The following is a 24,240-nucleotide window of genomic DNA, read 5'->3' as shown; positions in this document are numbered from 1 at the left end:
ATTATCATCACTGGAGATATAGGTCCAAACAGATATAGACCTGTATCTACAGAAGTAGACCAAGCCTCTAGCGATGATGATGCAATTTATTTAATTGTGATAGGATTTGCTTTGTCATTTGAATTCTCCATTCAATGTTTTATGAATTTATCACACTATTTGAATAATTTCTACTAAATTTATTATATAATATAACAATAGGAACCAAAAATCAATAAAAATTATTTAAAGGAGTTAGTCAATTAGAGGCAAAGTCAATAAAGCTTATTAGGATTGAAGATAAATTTTTAAAATAAATTTAAGGGAGCAGGATAGAAAATGCAAAGAGAAAAAGCTATAGAGCTATTAGAAAAACATGTTACCACCCCTCATATCATCAGACATTGCTATGCAGTGGAGGCTGTAATGAGAAAGTTAGCTGAGAAACTAGAGCCAGAGAAAATTGATGACTGGGGGATAGCTGGACTATTACATGATTTAGACAATGATTTGGTGGACTGGGAAAGTGATATGTCAGTTCATGGCCCGAAAACTGTGGAAGTAATGAAGGTAGAGGGTATAGGAAATGAACAGATGTATAGAGCTATTTTGGCACATAATCCAGCAAATGGAAGTAAGATAGAAAGTACATTTGAAAGAGCAATGTACGCAGCTGATCCCATAACTGGATTTATCAATGCTATCGCACTAGTATACCCAGATAAAAAGATAAAAAGTGTAAAGGTTAAATCTATAATAAAGCGCATGAAAGAAACTAGATTTGCAGCTGGAGCAAATAGAGAGGCAATGAAATCAATAGAGCTTCTCGATATTTCATTTGAAGAATTTGCTGAGCTTGCTTTAAATGCAATGTGTGAAATTGATACTGTACTTGAATTATAATCCGCTATTTTACTTACTTGCAACTACCAGTTGACAAATTACAAAGTCTAATTGGTAGAGTGCAACTGCCCAAAATATTATTATTAAACTAAGAAAACATTATTTTGATATGTAACAATATAGGAGGTAAGGATAATGATATTGGCGGACAAAATTATTTTATTAAGAAAGAAAAGTGGATGGTCACAAGAAGACCTAGCAGAAAAATTGAATGTATCTAGACAATCTATATCAAAATGGGAAGGCGCTCAATCAGTTCCTGGTATGGATAAAATACTTCAGCTAAGCGAAATTTTTGGTGTAAGTACAGATTATTTATTAAAGGATAGTATAGAGCTAGAAGAATATGTAGAGCAAGAATCCAAAAGCGAAGAGTCGAGTGTGAGATATGTATCAATGGAAGAGGCTAATTCATATTTGGATTTGACTCAAAATATAGCTCATAAAATGGCTCTTGGAGTTGCTATGTGTATAATGTCACCAGCTATAATTATAACTCTATCAAATTTATACTTGTTTGAACAATTTTCGTTTTCTGAAAATCAATCACAAGCAATTGCATTGACATTATTTTTTATAACAATAGCAAGTGCAGTTGTTATATTTATAAGTATTGGAATGAAATTCAAGGATTTTGAATACCTAAAAACGGAACCTATAGAAACTGAATATGGTGTATCAGGTATGGTTAAATCCAAAATGAAAGCATATAAAGAAACATATAGTAAGTACAATATTATAGGAGTAACTTTATGTATACTTTCAGTGCTTCCAGTAATATTATCATCATTTGCAGATAAAGATTTAACAGATGGAATAGGGGTCATAGGAACACTATTTATGGTAGCTGTTGGAGTTTTCATGCTAGTTACAGTAGGAACTATATGGTCCAGCTTTAATGTGCTTCTTCAAGAAGGAGAGTATTCTGTAGAGGGAAAGGCAAAATCAAAAGTAGTTGGAAGCATTGCAGGAATATACTGGCTCCTTACTACAGCTTTATATTTATTTATTAGCTTCTACTATGGAGCATGGGATAAGAGCTGGATGATATGGCCAGTAGCTGGGGTATTATTTGGAGCTGTTGCAGCTATTGCGAATTTAGTTATAAAAAGTAAGAAATGATAATCTATATTCATTAATTTATAATATTAAATTATATTGGGAGTGAGAAAATGACTGTAAAAGAAATGTGGGATAATTATATCAGTATATCAGGAAAATCAATTAATACACCCTACGAATCATGGCATTTTTGCAACAATGAAGCTGATGCCAATGAACTAGCAAAACTTACGCTATCAGGGATAAAAAGAGCAACAGCATCACTTTATAAATCATTTGAAGCTGAAAATGAGCCTATTCCTAAAATTGGAGATTTGATAGTAATAACAAATTGGGATTCTGAAGCGGTATGTATTATCGAGATTAAGAAAGTTGAGATATTGCCATTTAAAGATATTACAAAGGAACATGCTCAGATAGAAGGAGAGGGAGATAAATCTCTAGAATACTGGAGAAGAGGTCATATTAACTTCTTCACAGAAGAAACAAAAGAGCTAGGAATAGAATTTAATGAAGAGTTAGAGGTTATTTTTGAAACTTTCCAAATAGTATATCCAGTAGACTAATATTTTATCATAAGTTTAAATTGACCGAGGAGGATTAAATGCAAATACAAAAGCTAGTAATAGGAATGCATGAATCAAATTGCTATATTGTAAGTGAGGATAATAAGGCTCTAATAATTGACCCAGGTGGTGAAAGCAGTAGAATTATTAAGCAAGTTCAAAGAAATAATTTATCGATTGTAGCAATCGCACTTACGCATTATCACTGTGATCATATAGAAGCAGCTTTAGAGTTAAAGAAGGCTTTTGACTGTCCTATTTATGCTCATAAAAAAGAGCTAAAAGGTCTACAGGACCCAAAGATAAATCATACTGAAACTTTAGGAAGAAAAGCTATATCTATAACTCCTGATGTTTTACTAAGTGAAGGTTCGAAAATAAATATAACAGATGATATATATCTAGAGACTATTCATACTCCAGGACATACACCAGGAGGGATTTGCCTTTATTCAAAGCTACAAAAGCTAGCATTCACTGGGGATACTTTATTTGAAGATGGATTAGGAAGAACTGATTTAGAAGGTGGAAATGAAGACCTTATGAAAAAATCAGTCTCAAATAAAATTTCTCTATGGGAGGATGATATTACTATTTATCCTGGGCATGGGAATTCAGTTAGCATGAAAGAATTGAGAAGAAGAGGCATAATGTATCTTAAGTAGATTTTGGAAATTCTGCATATTAGGAGAGTGAGAATTGTGGACCAAAATAAATCAAATAAGACTATTATCGTAGCGCTGATTATATTAATTATCAGTATGACCTTTATATTTATTATGGATAAAACTAAACAAACTGATACAAGTGAAGAAACTAATGCAGATAAGCTATATGCTCATAAATCTGAGTATATAGGAGACAGCAGTAATATATCAGGATTACTAAATCTACTTCCATATTCTGAGTATAAGACTAGCATAGAGCTGTCAACATCTGATAAACCATACGGACTAAAGGCTATATATAATATTGATGATTCAGCTGTAAATATTTCAGATTTAAAAAATCAATTTTACAATAATGCTCTAATTATTTTTTCCTTGATAGAAAACGTAGATTATATTGATTTTGTATTGACCAAAGATGGTAACGCAGAGCCTGAAGTCCATCATTACGATAGAAAAGAGATACAAGACAGCCATATAGATAACTTGTATGGATACTCAGTAAATCTGCAAACTTTTGAAAACTTTTTAATGGAAAAAGTTTATATGCCTGGAGGTTCTTGACCTAATTAAATAGTGCTAGGTTAGTACTAACATATAATAATAATCACTAACTTTATATAAAGGGGCATAATTATGGGGAAAAATATAGAGGTTTATGAGTCTTTGATTAATAAAATTCTATCAAACGAGCTAAATCAAAAGGCTAACTCAAATTCAATTTATAAAGAAAAATTAGAGCCTGGTACATCAGGCTCTATTATTGCGTCATATATCAAGATGATTGTAGAGAAGGGACTGAGGCATTATAAGTCCGATAATGATGATTTATCTAAGCAAATTGAGATTACAAATAAAATAATTGAAAATTTAAGTGTATTAGTCGAAGAATCTGAGCTAGAAAAATATTCATTAACAGAAGAGTATATGCTAAAGGCTATAGGGGATAAACTTGCAGCTAAAGACAACATAAAGCAGTGGTTACCACAGACATCTGTAGCAAGTAGTAGTTTATTTACTGGAGCAATACATGAGCCACCAGTATATGCTGAATTAAAGAGAGAAATAGCTTCGGCTGACCGTATTGACTTGTTAGTATCGTTTATAAAGTTCAGTGGTCTTAGACTGATTTATGATGACTTGAAAGAGCATACCAAATCAAAGAAATTAAGAGTGATCACTACTAGCTATATGGGAGCATCAGATTTAAAAGCTATCCAAGAACTCGCAAAGCTTCAAAATACTGAAGTTAAGGTATCTTATGATACTAATAGGACTAGATTACATGCAAAAGCATATTATTTCCATAGAAATACTGGATTTAGTACTGCATACATAGGCTCATCTAATTTATCTCAAGCTGCTCTAAGTGAGGGTACAGAGTGGAATATGAAAGTCTCTGAATATACTTCTGCAGAAATTATTAATAAGTATAGGGTTACATTTGAAACTTATTGGAATTTAAATGAATTTCAAGTTTTCAATCCAGATAATTTACTTGATGTACAGAAATTAAAACATGCATTATCTAATGAAAAACACGAAGAGAAATCGAATGAATATTTCTTTGATTTAGTTCCTTATGCATATCAGCAGGAAATTTTAGATAGATTGGAAATTGAAAGAGAGGTTTACAATTCTTATTATAATCTTATAGTAGCAGCTACAGGAACAGGGAAAACCATGGTTTCTGCTTTTGATTTTAAGAATTTTTATAAAGATAATCCATCAGCAAAGCTTCTATTTCTAGCTCATAGAGAAGAGATTTTATCACAGAGTTTAATGGCATTTAGAGGGGTGTTAAAGGATGCAAATTTTGGTGAGCTATGGGTAGGTAACCACAGACCATCTATTTTTAATCATGTTTTTGCTTCTATACAGACATTAAATAGTAATGAGCAGTACAGGGTCTTTGCTTGTGATTATTTTGATTATATAGTTCTAGATGAAAGTCATCACACTACTGCAAGTTCATATAGGAAAATACTAAGTCATTTTGAACCTAAGATTATGCTAGGGCTGACAGCTACACCTGAAAGACTTGATGGAGAGGATATTTTAGAATTTTTCAATCATAGAATCGCATATGAAATAAGACTAAGAGAAGCGATAGAGCGAAATTTGCTTTGCCCTTTTCATTATTTTGGAGTGTCTGAGACTGTAGATTTGAGTAGTGTTAAGTGGCAAAATGGGAGATATGATACTCTAGAATTGAGTGATAAGTACATAGGAAATCTAGCTAGAGATATAGGCATTGTTTCTGCTATTGATAGATATGTTACATCTAGAGATTCTATTAAAGGTCTTGGTTTTTGTGTGAGCAAAGAACATGCTAGGTATATGGCTAAAAGTTTTAATGAAAAAGGTATTTCTTCTATTTCGTTAGATTCTGATTCTAGTGATGAAGTGAGAAGAGGAGCAAAGGATAAGCTTATATCTGGTGATATAAAGTTTATTTTTGTTGTGGATTTATATAATGAAGGCGTAGATATACCACAGATTAATACAGTTTTATTTCTTAGACCTACAGAGTCAGCAACAGTATTTATACAGCAGTTAGGGAGAGGGCTTAGGTTACATGAGAGCAAAGATGTACTTACAGTACTTGATTTTATAGGACAAGGCAGAAAGGAATATAATTATCAAGTTAAGTTTCAATCTATGATTGGGAGATTACATCATTCAATTGACAAAGAGATAAATCAGGATTTCCCAACTTTGCCTAAAACTTGCTTTATTCAGCTTGAAAAGGTTGCAAGAGATATAATACTTGATAATATATCTAGCTCATATTGTAACAAAAATAAATTAAAACAAATGGTAAATGCTTTTCCTTTGGTTTGCAGTTTGCCATTTAATCTTATTAATTTTCTAGAGCATTATAATTTAACTCCTCAGATGCTTTATAAAGCATCGACTCTATCAGAGTTATCATCTTCATATGAAGCTAGTTCATCTATTTTTGATATTATTAAGGTTTTGAAATCTTCCTTTATGAAAGTAAGTAAGATTAATGATTATGGATGGTTGAGTTTTTTAGATGAATTTTTAGCTAGTCCAGATAAAATTCTACTTGAAAAAGACAAGAGAAGACTGTTGATGCTTTATTATACTATATTTCAAGATGAACCAGAGCTAGATATTGTAGAAGTATTTCAAAGTATGAAGCAAAACAAGGTTTTGTATGAGGAATTAAAGGATTTAGTAAAATACAATTTAAGTAAAATTGACCATCTACCAAAGATAATTAATATATCAGATGATGTTCCACTTGAGTTACATGCTTCTTATTCTACAGACCAAGTTTTATCAGCCCTAGGCGTTCATACATCTGACAAAAAAGCTCCTTTTAGAGAGGGAGTTAAATATGTAGAGGAGCTAAATCTCGATGTATTTTTTATAACTTTAAATAAATCTGATAAATTGTTCAAAGAATCTACTATGTATGAAGATTATGCTATTAATGAAGAGCTTTTTCACTGGCAATCACAAAGTAGAACTACTGTAAACAGTGCAACTGGAAGAAGATACATAAATATGAATGAGAATAAAAGTAGAGTATTATTATTAGTTAGAGAAGAAAAATCTGATTCATATGGAGTGACAGAGACTTTTAAATGTCTAGGTCTTGCGTCTTATGTTTCACATGAAGGTTCAGCTCCAATTAGTATCATATATAAGCTTGAAAACAAAATGCCTATGAATATTTTAAGGTCATCTAACAAAGTGGTAAATATTTAATTTTTTAAGTAGCTTTTTGTGACTATAAAAGTTTTTCATTCATCTTATAGAATAGAGCTTTATTTGTTTTGATTAGGAGTAAAGTCAGATATCATTGATTTGTAGGCAGATTCTAAAATATCAAAATTTATTTTATGGCTATACTTTGAGTTATCTCTTTCTAAAATAAGTAGTTTTGAAGAAATAAGGTTGTTTAAATGGTAAGAAATAGTAGCTTGAGAGACATTGAGCGTAGTTGCTATTTCTTTTGCGGATGTAGCTCCTTGAGCTATGAGCTTTATAACTTCATATCTAGTTTTATCACCTAGGTTTTTGAATAAAAGCACACGATCCTTTAGTTCGTTTTCTTTTGCGTTTTGTATCAGCTCCAGAAAATCTTCAACATCAATTCCCCACCTTAGATAAGGCGTTTTATCACTAGTATTAATTTCCAAAGCATATGAATTTATAAAGGATATGAGAATGTTACCACTAGGAAGAAGCTTTTTATTGAGTAAATTATCTGTCATAGTAGGTAAAGCATCTCCATTTGAATCATTGAGCTTTTTTTCTACAAATTTTCCAAATTCAATTATCTTAGATTCTTTAAGTCTATATTCGTTTTCAAATAATGGAATAAGAGTTTCAATTAATGAAATCCACTCATTGGTCATGGTTTTTGGCTGCCTAAGAAGTGAAGAAATTTTCCATTTTTCTTCATCGTTGGCATCAAGCTGTTCTAGTAAATCAATTTGTTTATTTTTATCATTCATATACTTAGTAACTTCATCGTATATATCCTCTGCATGAAGAATCTTATCATTTTCAGTAATGCTAGCGTATATCTTTGACAGAAAGCTTCTTAATAGCTCGTCTTCAGTAAGACTTTTTAGTTTGTTAAGATAAGAATCAACAGAATCATAGCCAAAAAAGGAATGTAGCTTTGTGAGCATAACAGGCATAGATAAATTCGAAAAATAAAATCTGTTAATTTCTTTTTCAAAAGGCTTCAGCTTAGTTGCAAGGGCTTCATAGTACTCAAATGTATCCTCTAAAATATAGTCATTGTAATAATCAATATCTAAATCTCTAGATTTTTTTTCTGAAAATCTTAAGCATTCTGGAAAAGTAATTAAGTCTATGATTTTGCTTTCAGTGGCGAAAAATTTATATTGCATGACTCCTCCTCTTGTTCATTAGTTATAAATGGCTTCTTAAAATATATAGTGGCAAGCAGGACTATAATCCCAACAAAAATAATTGTTAATGAAATAGATACTTTTTCTACTAATAATCCAAATAAAATCTGCCCCAAAGGGATTGAAGCAAGTAGACCTAAATTCATTACTGATCCGACTCTGCTTATAAAATCTCTAGGAACTATAGTCTGCAAAAGAGTTCCTAAAGAAATATTTACGATTGTCGAAAGCAAGGTTACTATACATACCATGATGCCTATAGCTAACATTGGGACTAGCGTTGTATCAAAGTAATTAATAAAAATATTACTAGAAAAGAATGCAATTAGTAAAATAATAATACTTATGGCGAAAAAAGTTTGAATTGCTAGTTTGCCAATATCCATAGACTTTGCTTTTTTTCCAACTATTACAGGAGCTAGTAGCATGGATATTCCGATACAGGTAGTGAGTACTCCATATTGAATCTCAGTGCTATGCAAGACTTTAAAGAACAGAAATATCAATCCTACACTTAGAAGAGGACCGATTGAAAAATTTAAAAACACACCAAAGGCTATTATATTTACTAAAATTTTATGTTTTTTTAAAACCGTAATTCCTGAAATAAAATCCTTTTTAAAATTATTAAAATCTACTTTTTCAGGCTCCTTATTATATTTTGGAATTTCTATAGTCATTTCTAAAATTGCAGATAGTATAAAGCTTATAGAATTAATTATCAATAGAAGCTGCATCCCGAAGAAAGCATAAAGTGAAGATGCTATTAGTGGAGATGCTATATTTGAAATACTATCAATCATCGATTTAATACTATTGGCTTCAAGTAATCTTTCTTTTGGCATAATACTAGGGATAACTGCTCCCATGGCACTGTCAAAAAATATTTCAACTATCTCTAATAAAAAAACTAAAATATAGATACTTATCAAACTCATGCCACCGTTTATATAAAAGTATAAAGCAAATCCTCCGATTAGAAAACCGTTAATTAAATCTAATCTTATTATAGTTTTTTTCCGATCAAACCAATCTCCAAAAACTCCACCTACAGGTGATAATAATATTCTAGGAATTATTGAAATTGCAAGCATACTTGAAAATATAAGAGCAGAGCCTGTGATGGATAATACATACAGGGATAAAGCAAACTGTTGCATATTACTTCCTAATAGAGAACTGAATTTTCCAATCATTAAATTTCTAAAGTTTTTTTCTTTTAAAATATTCATCTCAAAACCTCTATAAGATATTTACCTATAAAATAATTATTATTTAGATATTTATATATTAAATTAGATAAATATCTAAGTCAAGTAAATTGATTATAAAAAAATCTTATTTTTATTAATATCTTAGATAATTAAAATAAAATTCTATCTATTACAACTTTTTGATTAATAATATAGAACTATGGAATCATATATGATATAATTTACTTATTATAGGGTAAATAATATTTACTAAACTTGAGTTTTTTCTAGGAGGATTATATGGAAAATACAACACTATCTCAATTTTTTGATTTTGAAGTTCATTTTAAAGAGTTTATAAAAAGAAATTCATATTTTACTAATGTTGCTAGTGCTTATTTTGCAATTTTTAATGACAATACAACTAGGATAAACTATAAATATAAATATAACTTCAGTGATGTTTTGACTGCTTCTTTAATAAAGAGTATGATATCTGATTCAGAGATAGTCGAAAAAAACCATATAAGTGAAATTAGAAAGTGTAATAATCCTCCTTTTGAATGCGGGAAAAATGTTTATATGATTAATGCCATTAATCCTGCAAGTAATCGTACAGATATACTAGGTTCTTTAATTGTATGCTCAGATATACCACCTTCATATTCCTGTGAAAATAGTGTATTTAATTTACCGTATTTTTTGCAAATTGTTTATCACATTGAGACTGTCCTATCAAACTATGAGAAAATTTACTATATTGTTGATACTTTTACTGAGGTTATGGCATCTAAAGATACTATTATGCCTTACCATATGACAGGAGTTGCAAACAATTGTATAGAGCTCTCCATATTTTTAGGGCTAGAACCTATAGACCAAACCTTACTTTACTTTTCAGCGCTACTGCATGATATAGGTAAGCTTTTTATTCCTGAGGCAATAATAAATAAAGAAGAGGAATTGACAGATGATGAGCTAAATATATTTAAAATACATGCACGAAAAAGTGAAGAAATGTTAAAAACTATACTTCATGGTATGACTTTGTTTGAGGATATACCAAAAATAGTGAGACACCATCATGAAAATTACGATGGTTCAGGATATCCAGATGGACTAAGTGGAGAAGGTATACCATATTTGAGTAGGGTTCTAAAAGTTGCAGACGCAGTAGATAAAATTTCTTCAAAAAATGCATACAAAACAAGAGGAGTAGTAGATAGCATAATAAAGGAGCTTAAAATAAATAGTGGAAAAGTTTACGACCCAGCTTTAGCAAAAGCTATGATTAAGATATTAGTAACTGAAAATGAGAATCTTATAGAAGAAAATACAGGAAATACCATTTATATTCCTCAGTGCTCATTTAGCTTTTCCTATATGGAAAAAACTAATATAAAATCTTTAACAGGCAACTTGATTTTAAGAGGTAATTCAGGAACCTTTGTTATCCATGATTACGATAATAAGATTTATTCAATTAATGCGATGCTAAACAGTACAATTAGTTTTTTTAAAAATGGTGAAATATTTGAATACAAGGTACTAGTTAAGAAAATTGAAGATGGCAGACTTTATCTAGATAATATTAGATTTTTGCCAACAGATACAACCTTTTCTATGGTATGGAATAATAGTGCCATTTTATATAATAAAGAACTGAATAAAAAGAATAGAGTTGATATTATAAAGCTTGGCGGAGATGCAGTGATATTTACTGTTGATAAAAATAGTGACTTAGCTCGGGAATTGTTGGATAATATTAAAGGAGAGTTTCAAATTCATATCAAGGAAAGTATTGATGAAATAGAATTAGATACTACCTTAAATATTAAAATAGTAAAATATTATTTAGGATATGGGTATACTTTTATATGCAGATATTTAAATATCCAGTCAGGTCAGAAGGATTTGATATTAAGATTACTATTTAGAAAGCAAATGGAAAATAGGAAGTGGAAAACAAAACTTTTAGTTGATTAGCTTATATTTTCCATACATGAGCTAGGGGGATTATAATGCCGTTTGAAATTATAAGAGACGATATAACGAAGGTTGACGTAGATGCCATTGTAAATGCTGCGAACTCTTCTCTGTTTGGAGGTGGAGGGGTTGATGGTGCAATCCATAGAGCTGCAGGATATAAACTTTTAGAAGAATGCAGAGGACTTGGTGGATGCAAGGTAGGCGAAGCAAAGATAACAAAAGGGTATGACCTGCCGTCAAGATATGTCATTCATACTGTTGGACCTGTATGGCAAGGTGGAGGACTTCATGAGGATGAGTTTTTATATGATTGCTACAAAAATTCTTTAACTCTAGCTTTGAACTTTAGCCTTGAAAGCATTGCTTTTCCACTTATTTCATCTGGAGCATTTGGTTATCCCAAGGGAAGAGCTTTGAAAATTGCTATATCAGCAATTAGTGATTTTCTTTTGGAAAATGATATGAAAATTATATTGGTTGTTTATGATAAGGCAGCATTTTCCATATCTGAAAAGCTTTTTTCATCTATAGAAGAATATATAGATGATAGGTATCTTGAAGATAGACCTTATGAAAGCAGAGACATAAATAGAGAAGCTGGAATATTTTATTTAAATAAAGTATATGAAGAAACTGTAAAGAAGTCATATCAAGAATCAGTAGAAAAAGAACATAAAAGAAATTTAGCTGGGGTTGTAAATCAGTTAGATGATACTTTTTCACAAAGATTGCTCGGTCTTATTGATGAGAAAAAACTGACTGATGTGATGACCTATAAAAGAGCTAACATAGACAGAAAGCTTTTTTCTAAAATTAGAAATGATATTTATTACAGACCTAGTAAACCTACAGCTATTGCTTTTGCTATTGCCCTAGAGCTTAATTTAGATGAAACTAAAGATTTACTTCTTAGAGCAGGGTATGCATTATCTCATAGCAATAAGTTTGATTTGATTATAGAATATTTTATTCAAAATAAAAATTATGATATATTTGAAATAAATGAAGCGCTATTTGCATTTGATCAAAATCTCCTCGGAGGATGATGATTTGTCGCTTACTATGCGACCATTCATTATATAAAAAATGATATCCTCTAATCATACCAAATGATTGGAGGTTTTTTTATGAAAGATAATTTAACTGAACTTGTGTTTATTCTAGATAGAAGTGGCTCTATGGGAGGACTTGAAAGTGACACAATAGGCGGTTACAATGCTATGCTTTCAAAACAGAAAAATCAAAGTGGAAGTGCTAAAGTCACTACAGTTTTATTCGATGATGAATATGAACTAATTCATGAGAGATTAGATATTGAAAAGGTAGAGCCAATCACTGAAAAGCAATATTTTGTGAGAGGAACTACGGCACTGCTAGATGCAATAGGGAAAACTTTAAGCCTTATGATATCTATTTCAAAAACTGTCAATAAGGAAGCAAAGTCTAAAAAAGTAATTTTTGTGATAACAACTGATGGAATGGAAAATGCGAGCGTAGAGTATAGCTATAAAAAAATAAAGAAAATGATAGAATATCAAAAAGAAAAGTATGGGTGGGAATTTATATTCTTAGGTGCAAATATAGATGCTATTAATACTGCGGAGAGGTTTGGAATAAATAAGGATATGGCTACTAATTTTAAGGCTGATAGCCAAGGAGTCTCATTAAATTATGAAGTTGTAAGCGAAGCGCTAACTTGTTTTAGATCAAATAAGAAAATGACTAAAGAGTGGAAGAAACGTATAGAAGAGGACTATATTTCAAGAGCTAAATAATAATTTCATAACTATTAAAATAAGGTATAATATTCTCATATAATAACTATACCTTATTTTTGTGTATAAATTTATATTTAATCAAAATCAATGTTCAATTTCATTTATGAATGTAATTCTTAGGAGGGATTAAGGATGATAAACATAAGCGAAATAAAATCAGATTTACCAAAAGGAAAAAGAACTAATATTGAATTAAAAAGCCATGAAATTTTAAATGAACTTTGTGTGGAATATGAATGGGTGGACAATGACGAAGTTTCATCTATGGAAGAGTGTGCTGAAATATCAGAAAAGCTAGGAGTAGAGATAAGAAAAAGTATTTTTTTGTGTAATAGACAAAAAACTATGTTCTTTTTGCTTGTTATGCCAGCAAAAAAAACTTTTGATACAAAAGTATTTTCTGCAGCCTTAAATGTGCCAAGGCTATCATTCGCATCTGGAGAGCTTATGGAAGAATATTTAAGTGTTCTCCCTGGGAATGCAAGTGTAATGAGTCTTATTAACGATAAGGATAATAGGGTTCAACTTGTAATTGACGATGAAGTAGCAAAAAATGACTGGTTTGGATGTAATCCAGGAGTTAATACTAGCCACCTAAAGATTAAAACTAATGATTTAATTGATAAATTTCTTCCCTATATTAATCATAAGCCCACAATAATATCATTATAAATTTAAATAAGAACCAGACCCATTAAACAAATATAAATAGTCCATATTTAATGAAAACTTAGTTGATTTTACAATATAAACGTATACAGGTTTTTAATTTTAAAAACTGTATACGTTTTTTATTGTGAATACAACGCTAATCATTTATTTTATATGCTTCAATGGACTTGGAAATATAAAATATTGTTCTTTCCGTGGCTTCTTCTAAAGTACCTTTCCACATTTTAGATATTATTCTGTCTAACATTCCTTCGTAAATAAGAAGTGAAAGCTCACTTACTTTATCTATGTCATTTTGATTTAGATAACCATCTTTTACACATTTTTCAAGAGATTGAGCGGTTCTATCGTAAATATTGTATTGAAGTAGCATATTTTTTAAATCTATATCGTCATCTGGAGTAAGTTCGTCAGGAAAAATAGCATAGTATTCTCTAAGGGCAACATTCAAATTATTGCCAAACTCTTCAAAGAAAATCTTATGATATAAAACGGGATTTTGAAAAGAATAATAACAAAAACATTCCCATATTCTCAAATATTTATCATATGAGTTTTTTGATTTTTTCGTATAGTTTATTAAATTATCAGCATAGGATTTTAAATATTTTAGTGATGCAAAAGCAATCAGATGGTCTAAATTTTCAAAATAATTATATAGGGTGGCACTATTATATCCTGCGATATCGGATATCTTTCTAATAGTTACCATATCAATTCCCTCTTCTTCCATTATTTTATATGTAGCTTCGATATAGTACTTCATTATTCTTCTTCGTTGTATTAATTTTTTATCTATTATTTCTGTCATAATAAACCTCTCAATTTTAATATTTAGTCAATATAAGCAGGAGACATACTTTTATTATAATCCATATAAAGATTATGTTAAAAGAAAATAAATTATTTATCATTATTTAATCATGATTATTTTATAATTATGTTGACAGAATAATCTAAATAATAGTATTATTTTAACAACGTTATATTTATAACGAAATGTTATTAGCCTTATAAAGTTTTTCTATCAAAGGAGGAAAATGCATGAAACTGAAAATAGGCAATTTTTATGTTAAAGACATTATTTTTGGTGAAACAACAAAGTTTGAGCAAGGTATATTACAAATAAATAAGGAAGAGGCTCTGAGAGTAGTATATGAAGATGAAAATATCACTGATGCTGATTTGATAATAGCTAAACCAGGAGATAAGGTGAGAATAGTACCTGTTAAGGAAGCGATTGAGCCTAGATATAGAGTTGAAGGAGGACCGGTTTTTCCAGGAGTAACAGGCGAGCTTATGCAAACTGGTAACGGCACTACATATGCACTTAAGAATTCAAGCGTGCTTGTAGTAGGAAAAAAGTGGGGTGGATTCCAAGATGGTCTAATTGATATGAGCGGAGAAGGAGCAAAATATACATTATTTTCAGAGCTGCTAAATATTTGTCTTGTTGCAGACACGAATGAGGATTTTGAAAAAAATGAGCAACAAAAGAAAAACAAAGCATTAAGATGGGCTGGGATGAGACTTTCTGAATACTTAGGGAAAACGGTTGCTAATTTAGAGCCAGAAGATATAGAAGTTTATGAGCTAAACCCACTTACAAAAAGAACTGAAAAAGAAAATATGCTTCCAAATGTAGCCTTTGTGATGCAACCACAGTCCCAAATGGAAGAAATGGGATATAATGACTTGGTTTATGGCTGGGATGCAAACCATATGCTTCCTACATTTATGCATCCAAATGAAATATTAGATGGAGCAGTTATTTCAGGCTCATTTATGCCTTGTTCATCAAAATGGTCGACTTATGATTTTCAAAATTATCCAATGATAAAAAGACTTTATGAAGAACATGGAAAAACTATTAATTTTGTAGGCGTAATAATGTCTAACTTAAATGTTGCCTTAGAGCAAAAAGAAAGAGCGGCTTTATTCGTAGCACAAATAGCAAAATCATTAGGGGTTGATGCAGCTGTAGTTGCAGAAGAAGGCTATGGAAATCCAGATGCAGATTTTATAGCTTGCATAGTTGCATTAGAAAATGCAGGAATAAAAACTGTAGGAGTAACAAATGAGTGTACAGGAAGAGATGGAGCGTCACAGCCATTAGTTACACTTGATCAAAAAGCTGATGCGATAGTTTCGTGTGGAAATGTTTCCGAGTTAATAATTCTTCCACCTATGGAAACAGTTATAGGAGATCTTGAGTCTTTAGCAAGAGATGGATTATCAGGTGGCTGGGGAAATGATGAAATTCTTGGATCATCTGTAAGAGAAGACGGATCGATTATTATGGAAAACAATGCTATGTTCTGTGGAGATAGGGTATCTGGATGGTCTACTAAAACAATGGTTGAATTCTAGAGGAGGAGATAAAATGAAAAAAGGAATTCTTTATATAAATCAATTTTTTGGTCAAATTGGTGGAGAAGAGATGGCTGGATATGAACCTGAAATCAGAGAAGGACTCGTAGGACCAGCTTTAGAACTAAATAAGCAGCTAGGAGATGAAGTTGAAATTACACATACTATAATATGTGGAGACAACTTTATGGGTTCTAATCAAGATGAAGCTATTAAAAGAATATTAGAATTCATTAAAGATAAAGAAGTAGATATATTCTTTGCAGGACCAGCTTTTAGGGCAGGTAGATATGGCTCGGCATGTGGTAATATTTGTAAAGCTGTAAATAAATCATTTAATATTCCTGTATTAACATCAATGAATGATGAAAATCCAGGTGTTGAAATGTTTAAAAAGGAGCTAATCATTTTTAAAGGAGGAGCTAGTGCTGCTTCTATGAGAGCTGATATCAAAGCTATGGCTAGCTATGCTCTTAAATTACTCCGTAATGAAGAGGTTTTTTCAGCAGAGGAAGAAGGATATTTTGGTAGAGGCATAAGAAGACAAGTATGGACGAATCCTCCAATCAAGGCAACAGATAGAGTAATTGATATGCTTCTAAAGAAAATTAATAATGAGGAGTTTAAAACAGAGCTTCCAATACCACCTTCAGAATTCGTACCTATAGCACCAGCTATATCTATTGATGAACTGAAAAATATGGAAGTTGCTATAGTTACCTCAGGCGGTATAGTTCCAGTTGGCAATCCTGATAGAATACAATCAGCATCAGCAACAAAATGGGGAAAATATGATGTATCTGAGCTAAATGATCTGTTACCAGGTGAGTATATGACAATTCATGCAGGCTTTGACCCTGCAGCAGCAAATGCTGACCCAGATGTAATCGTTCCGTTAGATGCGTTAAGAGAATATCAAAATGAAGGTAGAATTAAGGGTGTATACAAATACATTTATTCTACAGTTGGAACAGGAACAACTCAAGCTGAAGCATCTAGAATGGGAAGAGAAATTGCTGATGAATTGCTTGCAGCAGGAGTAAAAGCTGTAATTCTCACATCTACATGAGGTACTTGTACTCGTTGCGGAGCAACGATGACAAAAGAAATAGAAAAAGCTGGAATAACAATAGTTCAAATGGCAAATTTAGTTCCAGTTGCACTTACAGTAGGTTCAAATAGGATTGTACCAACAATATCTATACCATACCCTCTTGGAGATCCTGCAACAACTTCAAAAGAGCAGTTCAAACTGAGATATCACAGAGTTGGTGTAGCTCTTGACGCTTTATCGACAGATATAAAGGAGCAAACGGTATTTAAAGTTAAAATATAAGACAAATCCAAGGGGAGTGAAAGAATATGAAGGGAAAAGATAATTCTGTATTTTTAATTTCGCTTATAGTAGTTTTTTCGATATCATTATGGGGAATACTAGCACCTGAAGGATTTGGTCAAGTAGCAAATGGATTATTTGCTTTTTTAACAGATAAATTTGGTTGGTTTTATCTATTGGCAATGTTTTTCTTTGTTATATTCATGTTTGGTATTGCAGTAAGTAAATTCGGGCAAATTAGACTCGGAGATGATGATTCAAAACCAGAATATAGCTATATATCATGGTTTGCAATGCTTTTTTCAGCAGGAATGGGAATTGGATTAGTATTTTGGGGCGTAGCAGAGCCACTTAATCATTTCATGGCACCTATGAATATGGAGGCAGGGACATCGGAGGCAGCAAATTTTGCTATATATACTTCGTTTTTCCACTGGGGGATTCATCCATGGGCAAATTATTCTGTTATAGCTTTAGCTCTAGCTTATATGCAATTTAGAAAAGGAAAGCCAGGCTTAATAAGTAGTATTTTCATACCTTTACTAGGAGAAGAAAAGGTTAAAGGGCCTATTGGAAAAACTATAGATATTCTTGCAATCTTTGCAACAGTTGCAGGAGTAGCTACTTCACTTGGACTTGGAGTTCTTCAGATAAATGGTGGGTTAAATTATTTATTTGGAATACCTATTAATACAACCGTCAGTATAATTATAATAGTAACAGTAACTGTTTTATTTATGATTTCAGCAGTTAGTGGTTTGGATAAAGGAATTAAGTTTCTCTCAAATGCAAATATTGGTCTTGCGACAATATTGATGATTTTAGCTTTAATTGTCGGACCGACAGTTATGATTTTAAACTCTCTTACCAATGGATTAGGAATGTATTTAGGCAATATTATTCAAGAAAGTATGAATCTTGAACCATTTGGTGACAATAGCTGGTTTGGAGGGTGGAGAATATTCTACTGGGCATGGTGGATTGCTTGGGCTCCATTTGTTGGAGTATTTATTGCTAGGATATCTAAAGGAAGAACTATAAGAGAATTTATTATCGGAGTTACTTTGGTACCGGCTCTTGGATCTTTTGTTTGGTTTGCAATATTTGGCACAATAGGAATTAATCTTGGACCGGAAATTGCATCAGAAGCAATACAAGTAACTGAAACAGCATTCTTTGTTGTAATGAAGCATATGCCATATGGCAATTTGATATCCATGATAGCAGTGTTACTTTTATGTACATTCTTCGTTACATCAGCGGATTCAGCTACCTTCGTACTTGGAATGTTATCTTCAAACGGAGACTTAAATCCTAGTACTCAAAAAAAGATAATTTGGGGAACTATTCAGTCTCTCATGGCTTTTTCATTAATGATGGCTGGCGGATTAAGTGTACTTCAGATAGCTTCTATAGCTGCAGCTTTTCCATTTGCAATTGTAATGGTATTTGCATGCTTCTCTCTACTAAAGGCTTTAAAAGAAGACTCAGTGAGCGCTGAGGAATCAAGTAAGAGAATAGCATCATAATTAAGCAAAAAACAAAGAAATTGTACTGAACCCATAAATACGAACTAAAAATATTATCAAGTGGACTGTTTCCTGTAATCAGCAGGTGACAGTCCTTTTAATTTTGTCTTAATTCTTTTTTATGAATTTTTATTAACAAATAAATTAAATCAATTGAAATATAGAATCATTTATGTTATTTTATTAGTAATGATAATTGTTATTGAATAAAAAACCAATGCAAATAGTATGGTTTATTAAGCGCGATTGCTGATTTTCTAAGGAGGGGTAGTGTGGAGAATTTATTAAGAAACATTTCAATTCCAAGTTTTTTTAATAGAGTAGATAGATTGGAAGGAAAAGCAATGAATTTATCTCAGGCAAAATTAAATACAAGCTACATAGTAAAAGATATAAAAACAAATGATGAGGAAATTAAGAACTTTTTATTCACTTTAGGGTGCTATGAAGGTGAATCAGTTACTATTGTTTCAGTGTTAGCTGAGATTTATGTAATTTCAGTAAAGGATGCAAGATACAGTATTGATAAGGATTTAGCAGAAGCAATTTTAATTTAGCTTATTTCTATAAATATAATTAATAATTTATAACAGGAGGGATGCATTAATGAGTAGGCAAGACATAGTTAAAATAGCATTGACAGGAAATCCAAATAGCGGAAAAACAACATTGTTTAATGCTATTACAGGAAAGATTGAGAAAGTAGGTAACTGGGCAGGAGTTACTATAGAAAAAAAAGAGGGCGATATTAAGCCTAATTTAAATAAGTCTAATTTACATATTACAGCAGTAGATTTACCAGGAGCATATTCGATGTCTCCTTTTACTTCAGAAGAAAGTGTTACTAGTACCTTTGTTAAAAATGAAAATCCAGATGCCATTATTAATATAGTAGATGCAACTAACTTAAGCAGGAGCTTGTTTTTTACTACTCAGCTTCTTGAGTTAAATATACCAGTTGTAGTTGCTCTTAACAAAAGTGATTTAACAAAAAAGAAAAAAACTAAAATTGATATAAGTAAATTATCTTCTTTACTAGGCTGCCCCGTAATCGAAACTATATCTACCCAAGGCAGTGATAATGGGTTAGAAAAGCTTATAGCTAAGGCTGTAGAAATTAAAGGAACTGGTCAAAAGGCTCCGTTTGACAGCAAGGGTGTAAATTTGGCAGATGAGTCTTCTGTTAGAGAATCAGATAAAAAACGCTATGAGTTTGTAAAGGATATAGTTGGTAAAGTAGAAATTAAGTCTATAGCTAGTGATAAGAAAACTAATCAAGACTCCTTAGATAGAATAATAGCTCATAAATGGCTAGGCATACCTATATTTGCACTTATAATGTGGGTAGTGTTTTCAATATCCCAGACATATGTAGGACCATTTTTTGCTGATACTCTTGTTGGGTGGATTGATTCGGTTTACGCTATTGCTGAGAGCATGTTAGGAGATGAGGTATCACCTCTTTTAGCGGCAATTCTACTCGATGGAATAATAGGAGGAGTAGGTGCTGTTGTAGGCTTCTTACCGCTTATCATGGTACTGTTTTTCCTTTTAGCCTTGCTTGAGGATTGTGGGTATATGGCTAGAGTAGCTGTGGTAATGGATAGATTTTTTAAAAAAGTTGGACTATCTGGAAAGTCTATTATTCCTATGGTTATAGGTACTGGCTGTGCTATTCCAGGAGTTATGGCAACTAGAACGATAAAAAATGAAAGACAAAGAAGAACTACTGCAATGCTAACTAGCTTCATGCCTTGTGGAGCAAAGCTACCAGTTATTGCATTGTTCGCAGGAGCATTTTTTAACGATGCAGCTTGGGTTGGGACATTAATGTATTTTGTAGGTATAGCTATTATATTTGTAGGTGCTCTTGTTATTGTGAGAATAACAGGAGAGAAGAATGCAAGAGCTTTCTTTATTATGGAGCTGCCTGAATATAGAATGCCAAGTATTAAAAGAGCTACAATATCTATGTTATCAAGTGGTAAAGCATTTATTGTTAAGGCTGGAACTATTATACTGCTTTCAAATGCAACTGTACAAATAATGCAAAGCTTTAACTGGAAGTTTCAAATGGTGGCAGAAGGAGCTGAAAGTACAAGTATATTAGCAACTGTTGCTTCCCCATTTGCATTTTTATTAATACCACTTGGCTTTGGCGCTTGGCAATTAGCAGCAGCGGCAATTACTGGTTTTATTGCAAAGGAAAATGTCGTAGGAACTCTAGCTGTAGTTTATGGAATTACAAACTTTATTGACACAGAGGAATTGGCATTAGTTACAGGAGCATCTGATGTGGCTCAAGTAATGGGGCTTACTTCAGTAGCAGCCTTATCATATCTGATGTTCAATTTATTTACTCCACCATGCTTTGCAGCTATAGGGGCTATGAACTCTGAGCTTGGTAGCAAGAAGTGGCTTGGTGCTGCACTTGCTTTTCAGTTTGGTATGGGCTATGTTGTATCATTTATAACATATCAAGCAGGAACGTTAATAACTACTGGCAGTCTCGGCACTGGATTTGTTGACGGCTTAATAGTTGTAGCTTTATTGATTTCTTATATAGGATATTTGATGAAAAAAGGAAACAAACTGGCAGAAGAAAAATTAGCTATGGTTGCATAGGAGGTCAATAATGGCAAATCTAATTGTATTTATCATAATTGCATTAATTGTAACTGCGTCTATACGAAAAATAGTTATCGAGAAAAAAAACGGTGCTAAATGTATTGGATGCCCATCAAGTGGAAAAAGCAATTGTAATTGTAACTTTAAATAAATTTTAAGCATAAAGTAACTAAATATCTATTTATATTATATTAATTATGTTTTATATATAATACTAAGATTAGCAAGTAGTTTAATTTACTACTTGCTTTTTTAGTTTTAAGATGGCTAGAAAATTTTACTTTATAAGGCTTAAATTAGCTTTCAAAGAAAGCAATTTGATTAATAACTTAGAAATTCTCTGTTTATATTGTGAAAATTTGAGAATAATTATTAATACAAGTGAAAGGAGGTTTTGTTTATGAGTAGAAATAAATTAGTTATGGTGATTGCCTTCATGGCAGTAGCAATTTTTTTAATCTCAGGGTGTGCGCAAAACGAGCCTCAAGATTTAACTACTCCTGAAGTAACTGAACCAAGTGAGCAAAATGAAAGCACTGCTTCAGATGAAAAGATATTTACTCTTGATGAGCTAAAACAATATAACGGAAAAGATGGTAAACCTGCATATGTTGCTGTTGATGGAATTGTGTATGATGTTTCTGCTTCTGATAAATGGAAAAATGGTGATCATAATGGATTTGAAGCAGGGAATGATTTAACTGATGAAATTAAGAATGTTTCTCCTCATGGCGTAAAGATGCTCGATAGAGTTCCAGTGGTAGGGAAACTTGTAGAGTAGGAGGTTTATATGTTTTGGGTTATCTGGTTAAATGTACTGCTATTAACACTATTATTACTTTTTCCTATTTTTCTAGAGATAAACAAAAAATATTTAAAAGGAAAAAATAAGAATTATAATAAAATGCTAAAGTATGCCAGAAAGGCTCATCCATATATAGGAATTACTGTAATTGCAATAGGAGCATTTCATGGATATATTATGCTTGGAGGAAAATTAATCCTTCATACAGGAAGTATATTGCTACTAATGCTTGTGATTAATGGAGCAATTGGTTTTTATTACAAGAAAAGCAGGAATAAAGCGGCTAGAAAAGCTCATATTATTATAGGGCTCTTAATAGTTTTAGCCTTTGCACTTCACTATTTAAATCCTTGGCTACTTTCATGATTTTAATAAAGGGACCGTCAAATAAAAGAATAGTAAGATATACAGATTTTCAGCATTTCAGTATATTTTCTAAACTTCTTTGACGGTCCCTTTTGAATTAAATATTTATAATTTGATTTGAAATTGAAGTCCAAGAATATTTCGATTCTAATATTTCATATATTTCAAGCCTGTCTCTTTCGGCTTTAGATGAAAACTTTAAATCTGATATGGTTTTTTCTAATTGTATATCTATAGTATCCTTAAGCTCTTCTATATAGTTTTCTAGACAAGATGGGCAGGGCTTATCTACTTCAATTAATTTTGGGAGATTGACAAACAGTACACGACCTGATTCTATAGCCTTTTGAGGAATCCAAGGCCTAATGGTTGGGATATCATTAACTACAATTCTGTTGCCTGCAGCTAAGGCTTCAAGTGTCACAGTTGAGGCTCCCTCATAATATGATGGAAGAACAAAAACCTTTGAATTTCTCAAGTATGGAGCCATAATATGTTGCTTCAAAGCACCTAAAAAGTGGATATGAGATTCATGTGTTTTACTTAAGCTTTTATAGTAATCTAGATTTGTAGAATCAGCAGATCCGATTAGTGATAATCTCATATTATATTTATTTTTTGCTTGAAGATGCTTAAATGCTGAGATTAATTCACCAACTCCTTTTTGGGGAGTTATTTTACCTACATAAGATATTTCAAATTCATTATTTATAGTGTTAGGAAGTTTTTCAGGAAAAAAAAAGTTTGGATTAAAGCCTAAGCCTATTGTACGTATTTTATGTGAATCTACTTTATAATTATTTATGATTGCTTGCTTTTGAATATCGTTTAAAGCTATTATATCGCTTAGCTTTTGAATTGAACTAAGTATATTTTCTATGAAATCAACATTTGCATTGTTTAAATGCTTAAATAACTTTAATTGTCTCATATCAGTACCATGGCAAATAGCAGTTACTAAATTAGAGTCAAAGTTATCTAACACAATCGGAACAAGTCCCCATAAATGATGAACTATTATTTTATCTGGCTCATATGCTTTTGCTTTTTTTAAACTGTTATAAAATGCATTTTGCCAAAGAGCAAGCTCCTCTTCGGACAGTTTACTGTAAATCGAACTTTTATAGGGCATATCATCACTCATTCCAGGTACAGGAAAAGGCAAGTCTTTAGTATCGAATTTTATCACATCAATATGGTCCAGAGCTTGTAAAAAATCTTTGTCAATATCATCGAATACCGAAGTAGCACAAATCAAATAATTACTTATTCCTTGACAATGTAGAGTTTTTATTAGATTTTGGATATATACTCCACTTCCAGTGTGGTCAGGTTTTTGAGCATATACATGGAGAATTTTCACTTATATCACTCTTCCTTTGCTTAATTCTAAAAATTAAAAATTTTTTTAATTAATAATCGATTATCTTTTATTAATAGAAATAGATTGTATAATAGCGAATACAGATGAATCATG

The 24,240-nt window shown here is 31.6% G+C and carries 22 protein-coding genes and 1 pseudogene; 18 read left to right on the top strand and 5 right to left on the bottom strand.

Features of this window, described 5'->3' with window-relative positions:
* The first annotated feature begins 318 nt into the window (after window positions 1-318).
* From B5X47_RS09235 to B5X47_RS09210, 6 genes are all read left to right on the top strand, one after another.
* Window positions 319-882, top strand: coding sequence for an HD domain-containing protein (locus tag B5X47_RS09235; RefSeq protein WP_079589846.1), 564 nt, complete (start codon window positions 319-321; stop codon window positions 880-882).
* A gap of 135 nt (window positions 883-1,017) precedes the next feature.
* Entirely contained in the window at window positions 1,018-2,004 is a 987-nt protein-coding gene (locus B5X47_RS09230) for a helix-turn-helix domain-containing protein (RefSeq protein ID WP_079589845.1), read from the top strand.
* Between the two features lie 50 nt (window positions 2,005-2,054).
* A complete protein-coding gene (locus B5X47_RS09225) occupies window positions 2,055-2,510 on the top strand; it encodes an ASCH domain-containing protein (protein WP_079589844.1) in 456 nt (151 codons plus the stop codon).
* Between the two features lie 38 nt (window positions 2,511-2,548).
* Window positions 2,549-3,175: an MBL fold metallo-hydrolase gene (locus tag B5X47_RS09220; RefSeq protein WP_079589842.1), complete on the top strand. Its 627-nt coding sequence runs from the start codon at window positions 2,549-2,551 to the stop codon at window positions 3,173-3,175.
* A gap of 36 nt (window positions 3,176-3,211) precedes the next feature.
* Window positions 3,212-3,742 carry a DUF4825 domain-containing protein gene (locus B5X47_RS09215; RefSeq protein WP_079589841.1) on the top strand — a complete coding sequence of 177 codons (531 nt, stop codon included), beginning with the start codon at window positions 3,212-3,214 and terminating at the stop codon, window positions 3,740-3,742.
* 72 nt (window positions 3,743-3,814) lie between these two features.
* Window positions 3,815-6,919, top strand: coding sequence for a DUF3427 domain-containing protein (locus B5X47_RS09210; protein ID WP_079589840.1), 3,105 nt, complete (start codon window positions 3,815-3,817; stop codon window positions 6,917-6,919).
* A gap of 59 nt (window positions 6,920-6,978) precedes the next feature.
* Here B5X47_RS09210 and B5X47_RS09205 read toward each other — a convergent pair whose 3' ends face one another.
* Together B5X47_RS09205 and B5X47_RS09200 are read right to left on the bottom strand one after the other, a co-directional pair.
* Window positions 6,979-8,076, bottom strand: a complete 1,098-nt coding sequence (locus B5X47_RS09205) for an ArsR/SmtB family transcription factor (protein WP_079589839.1) — start codon at window positions 8,074-8,076, stop codon at window positions 6,979-6,981.
* Window positions 8,037-9,329, bottom strand: coding sequence for an MFS transporter (locus tag B5X47_RS09200; RefSeq protein ID WP_079589838.1), 1,293 nt, complete (start codon window positions 9,327-9,329; stop codon window positions 8,037-8,039). Before B5X47_RS09200 ends, B5X47_RS09205 begins: the two co-directional genes overlap by 40 nt.
* 261 nt (window positions 9,330-9,590) lie before the next feature.
* Between B5X47_RS09200 and B5X47_RS09195 the strand changes: the two genes are divergently transcribed.
* The 4 genes from B5X47_RS09195 to B5X47_RS09180 all read left to right on the top strand — a co-directional run bounded on the left by B5X47_RS09195 (window position 9,591) and on the right by B5X47_RS09180 (window position 13,729).
* Complete coding sequence (locus B5X47_RS09195) at window positions 9,591-11,276, top strand: HD-GYP domain-containing protein (protein WP_079589837.1); 1,686 nt, start codon at window positions 9,591-9,593, stop codon at window positions 11,274-11,276.
* A 35-nt stretch (window positions 11,277-11,311) separates the two neighbouring features.
* The gene (locus B5X47_RS09190; protein ID WP_079589836.1) at window positions 11,312-12,325 is read left to right on the top strand and encodes a macro domain-containing protein; all 1,014 of its coding nucleotides are present in this window, start codon (window positions 11,312-11,314) and stop codon (window positions 12,323-12,325) included.
* Between the two features lie 81 nt (window positions 12,326-12,406).
* Window positions 12,407-13,054 carry a vWA domain-containing protein gene (locus B5X47_RS09185; RefSeq protein ID WP_079589835.1) on the top strand — a complete coding sequence of 216 codons (648 nt, stop codon included), beginning with the start codon at window positions 12,407-12,409 and terminating at the stop codon, window positions 13,052-13,054.
* 135 nt (window positions 13,055-13,189) lie between these two features.
* Window positions 13,190-13,729, top strand: a complete 540-nt coding sequence (locus B5X47_RS09180) for a prolyl-tRNA synthetase associated domain-containing protein (protein ID WP_079589834.1) — start codon at window positions 13,190-13,192, stop codon at window positions 13,727-13,729.
* 136 nt (window positions 13,730-13,865) lie between these two features.
* Here B5X47_RS09180 and B5X47_RS09175 read toward each other — a convergent pair whose 3' ends face one another.
* Window positions 13,866-14,540 carry a TetR family transcriptional regulator gene (locus B5X47_RS09175; protein ID WP_079589833.1) on the bottom strand — a complete coding sequence of 225 codons (675 nt, stop codon included), beginning with the start codon at window positions 14,538-14,540 and terminating at the stop codon, window positions 13,866-13,868.
* Between the two features lie 233 nt (window positions 14,541-14,773).
* Between B5X47_RS09175 and B5X47_RS09170 the strand changes: the two genes are divergently transcribed.
* The 3 genes from B5X47_RS09170 to B5X47_RS09160 are packed head-to-tail and all read left to right on the top strand — an operon-like array spanning window position 14,774 to window position 18,964.
* Window positions 14,774-16,099: a glycine/sarcosine/betaine reductase component B subunit gene (locus B5X47_RS09170; protein WP_079589832.1), complete on the top strand. Its 1,326-nt coding sequence runs from the start codon at window positions 14,774-14,776 to the stop codon at window positions 16,097-16,099.
* A gap of 13 nt (window positions 16,100-16,112) precedes the next feature.
* Window positions 16,113-17,435, top strand: coding sequence for a betaine reductase selenoprotein B (gene grdH, locus B5X47_RS09165; RefSeq protein WP_013361273.1), 1,323 nt, complete (start codon window positions 16,113-16,115; stop codon window positions 17,433-17,435).
* 26 nt (window positions 17,436-17,461) lie between these two features.
* The gene (locus tag B5X47_RS09160) at window positions 17,462-18,964 is read left to right on the top strand and encodes a glycine betaine uptake BCCT transporter (RefSeq protein WP_079589831.1); all 1,503 of its coding nucleotides are present in this window, start codon (window positions 17,462-17,464) and stop codon (window positions 18,962-18,964) included.
* Between the two features lie 56 nt (window positions 18,965-19,020).
* On the opposite strand, the pseudogene B5X47_RS14100 reads toward B5X47_RS09160, so the two are convergent.
* A pseudogene (locus tag B5X47_RS14100) lies at window positions 19,021-19,083 on the bottom strand (IS3 family transposase); the annotation flags it as partial.
* Window positions 19,084-19,236: 153 nt separating this feature from the next.
* Here B5X47_RS14100 and B5X47_RS09155 point away from each other — a divergent pair.
* The 5 genes from B5X47_RS09155 (at window position 19,237) to B5X47_RS09135 (ending at window position 22,763) form a co-directional block, all read left to right on the top strand.
* Complete coding sequence (locus B5X47_RS09155; RefSeq protein ID WP_330395759.1) at window positions 19,237-19,521, top strand: FeoA family protein; 285 nt, start codon at window positions 19,237-19,239, stop codon at window positions 19,519-19,521.
* A 49-nt stretch (window positions 19,522-19,570) separates the two neighbouring features.
* Window positions 19,571-21,589, top strand: a complete 2,019-nt coding sequence (feoB, locus tag B5X47_RS09150) for a ferrous iron transport protein B (protein WP_079589830.1) — start codon at window positions 19,571-19,573, stop codon at window positions 21,587-21,589.
* A gap of 10 nt (window positions 21,590-21,599) precedes the next feature.
* On the top strand, window positions 21,600-21,743 hold the full coding sequence (locus B5X47_RS09145) for a FeoB-associated Cys-rich membrane protein (RefSeq protein WP_013361277.1): 144 nt from the start codon (window positions 21,600-21,602) through the stop codon (window positions 21,741-21,743).
* A 249-nt stretch (window positions 21,744-21,992) separates the two neighbouring features.
* Window positions 21,993-22,373, top strand: a complete 381-nt coding sequence (locus B5X47_RS09140; protein WP_242951035.1) for a cytochrome b5 domain-containing protein — start codon at window positions 21,993-21,995, stop codon at window positions 22,371-22,373.
* Window positions 22,374-22,382: 9 nt separating this feature from the next.
* Window positions 22,383-22,763 carry a hypothetical protein gene (locus tag B5X47_RS09135; protein ID WP_079589829.1) on the top strand — a complete coding sequence of 127 codons (381 nt, stop codon included), beginning with the start codon at window positions 22,383-22,385 and terminating at the stop codon, window positions 22,761-22,763.
* Between the two features lie 97 nt (window positions 22,764-22,860).
* On the opposite strand, the gene B5X47_RS09130 is transcribed toward B5X47_RS09135, so the two are convergent.
* Window positions 22,861-24,126, bottom strand: a complete 1,266-nt coding sequence (locus B5X47_RS09130) for a glycosyltransferase family 4 protein (RefSeq protein WP_079589828.1) — start codon at window positions 24,124-24,126, stop codon at window positions 22,861-22,863.
* Window positions 24,127-24,240: the final 114 nt, after the last annotated feature.

The organism is Acetoanaerobium noterae (assembly GCF_900168025.1).
Classification (GTDB): domain Bacteria; phylum Bacillota; class Clostridia; order Peptostreptococcales; family Filifactoraceae; genus Acetoanaerobium; species Acetoanaerobium noterae.
Note: the sequence above shows the minus strand (reverse complement) of the source record. Positions and strands in the feature narration are given on the sequence as shown.